The organism is candidate division KSB1 bacterium (genome assembly GCA_022562085.1).
GTDB lineage: Bacteria > Zhuqueibacterota > Zhuqueibacteria > Oceanimicrobiales > Oceanimicrobiaceae > Oceanimicrobium.
Genome location: JADFPY010000470.1, coordinates 1 through 2540, shown reverse-complemented (window position 1 = coordinate 2540; position 2540 = coordinate 1). Strand labels below are relative to the sequence as shown.

General features: G+C 44.1%; 3 protein-coding genes. 2 read left to right on the top strand and 1 reads right to left on the bottom strand.

Translation table 11 applies throughout. The features are described from left to right. A partial coding sequence (locus IH879_22360) for a prephenate dehydrogenase/arogenate dehydrogenase family protein (GenBank protein MCH7677671.1) occupies window positions 1–679 on the top strand: 679 nt, incomplete at its 5' end. A 66-nt stretch (window positions 680–745) separates the two neighbouring features. On the opposite strand, the gene IH879_22355 is transcribed toward IH879_22360, so the two are convergent. Continuing rightward, window positions 746–1675, bottom strand: coding sequence for a PorV/PorQ family protein (locus IH879_22355; protein ID MCH7677670.1), 930 nt, complete (start codon window positions 1673–1675; stop codon window positions 746–748). Between the two features lie 265 nt (window positions 1676–1940). On the opposite strand from IH879_22355, the gene IH879_22350 reads away from it, so the two are divergent. Then, a complete protein-coding gene (locus tag IH879_22350; GenBank protein ID MCH7677669.1) occupies window positions 1941–2102 on the top strand; it encodes a hypothetical protein in 162 nt (53 codons plus the stop codon). The last annotated feature ends 438 nt before the right edge of the window (window positions 2103–2540 follow it).

Genomic DNA, 2540 nt, shown 5'->3' with positions numbered 1-2540 from the left:
TTTTGAGAATGCTATTTATGTCCTCACCAATCACTCAGCTTCTGATGATCTGGTAAAAAAGTATGTAGGGATCATTGAAATAATTGGCGCAAGTGTTTTATTTTTAACGCCAGCGGAACACGACGAAATCGCTGCTGTGGTCAGCCATTTGCCACAAATGCTCGCAGTTACGCTCATGAATTATGCTGCAAAAAGGAATAACAACAATCCCGCTTATTTGAAATTAGCCGCAGGCGGCTTTCGGGATATGACCCGAATCGCCTCAAGTCCTTTTGATGTCTGGGCAGATATTTGCACAACAAATGCCGAAAATATTGAATTCGCCATAGAGCAACTCATGACAGACCTTTCCGCGAGCAAAAACTTGCTCACTGAAAATCGTCAACTCCAATCTTTTTTTGAAACAGCGGCTCGAAACCGCCTTTCGATTCCAAAAGACTCACGTGGATTCTTGCGACCGCAATTCGACATCTCAGTCATCATCGAAGACAAACCGGGAATGATCGCATCAATTGCAGCCATTCTTGCCGATGAAGAAATTAACATAAAAGATATCGAAATTCTAAAAATGCGAGAAGGTGACGCGGGGACAATGCGGCTGGCATTCCAAAACGAAACGGATCGGGAAGCGGCGCTTAAACTCTTAGCTCAAAAAAGTTTTGAAGTGGCAAAACGGTGATCGCAAATGGACTACTATTTTTGAAGGTATTCTAAGGAAGATACTTAGAAAAAAGAGTAAGTGTTTTTAAAACTGGCCAATCAAACTAACACGATTTAGGGAACCTACCTCACCAAACGAGGATAATGAATAGTCGATATTAAATTTGTTTACTTTAAATCCAAAGCCCATAGAAACACCCGCCAGCCGGTCCTTGCCGGTCCTTACCTTCTGATCCCGACCAACCGAATTATACCCCAGACGAACGAATAGCTGCTCGGTCAAACTAATCTCACCGCCCAATCTGAAATCAAGGCTTTCATCTTTGAATTTAACAAGTGAGGCATTCACCATCACGGGTAAATGCTCGAGCGTCTTCGAGGCGCCGACTTGAAAATTGAGGGGTAAATCATCCTTTGTATCAATAAAGGCGCTGGTGGTCGTCCCGAAGTTAAAAATTCCCAAGCCAATATTCACAGCATAGTCCGGTATTGAAAAAATCAAACCGATGTCTAAAGCAAGGGCAGTTTCTGTCAAATCATCAATTTGAAATCGGATGAACTTTGCGGCGCCGCCAACCGACAAATTCTTGAGAACCGTTTTTGAGTAGGCGGTAGATAACGCGAAACTATTGGCCCCGAATTCACCGCTGCCCAGATTATTCTCGTCCTTGCGTTCAAACTGACCATAGTCAAAAAAATGCAGCCCAATTGCTGCTGTTCCTTGTGCGAACGGCTGCGCATAAGCCAAAAATCCGGATTGAAAGTCGAGAAGGTGATTCAGATAGGAAGCGGTTGCTTGTTTCGAGTTGAGCGCAGCAAGACCGGCCGGATTATACGCCAGGCTATGAATGTCACCCTGAACCGAGATAAAGGCTCCTGCCATTGCCGAAGGCCTTGCGCCAACAAAAGTACGCAAGAAATCATAGCCGACAGAATTTTGTGATCTGGCTGGTACGGCAAGTAAAAAAAATCCGCTGAGAAGCAAAACGAGAGAAAATGTAGACAACAATTTCATGTGGCACCTTTGATGGTTTTGAGCCACCGAGCGGAGTCGAACCGCTGACCTACTGATTACGAATCAGTTTTTCCGCCTTTATTAAACAACGACTTACAGTTCTAAATTGCGACCGTTCTGCGACCGTTTATTTTTTTAATATACTACTTACCAAGCGAAGAATCAACAGAAAATAAATTAAGTTTCTTTGCTATTTTAGTGTTTTGAAAATCCGCCTATAAAACCATCCCAAATAATCAAATAACTCAAATAATCAAATGACCGATTGTCTTCAGCGAACAGCTCGAACGAAGTTGAGGCTGCTGTCAACATGGAAGTTGCCGCAACTACCGTAGTAGAAATCGACCACCCAGGCATACGAGGCGTTGAATTTGTCCGCTGTCCAAATTGCTACCTGCGTTTCGTCAAAGAGGGGGTCGATATGTAAGCCGACCGGCTTGTTTTCTGCCGACCTCCAGACAGGCTATCGCGGCCTACAATATCCCCCCTCACCGTACTCCGAAAATAAATCTTCTATTAAAAAATAATTATTTTCAACTCGCTGTGCTCCCACTGGCTTTCGCTCAAGACTGATACATCGAGTAAAAATAACTCTGCTTTTACGATTAGTCTATGGCAAAAGCACGGACTTCGTTCGTACTTTGCTTGGAGATATGTGAGCGTGAGCAGGATGAGTTCTAAGCGATGGCCTGTTGTAGCGAAGGCTATGGTTATGCTGTAGTTAGGGTGCTGTAGGTTGGCTCTGGTAGGCTTTAGAGGGTGGGGTCTATTGAGTTTTCTTAGCGGGGACGACCGTCAAATGTGACTTCGAAATAATCACCGTCCAACCCTTATCCAATTTAACGAACACCTCATCATCTGGAAG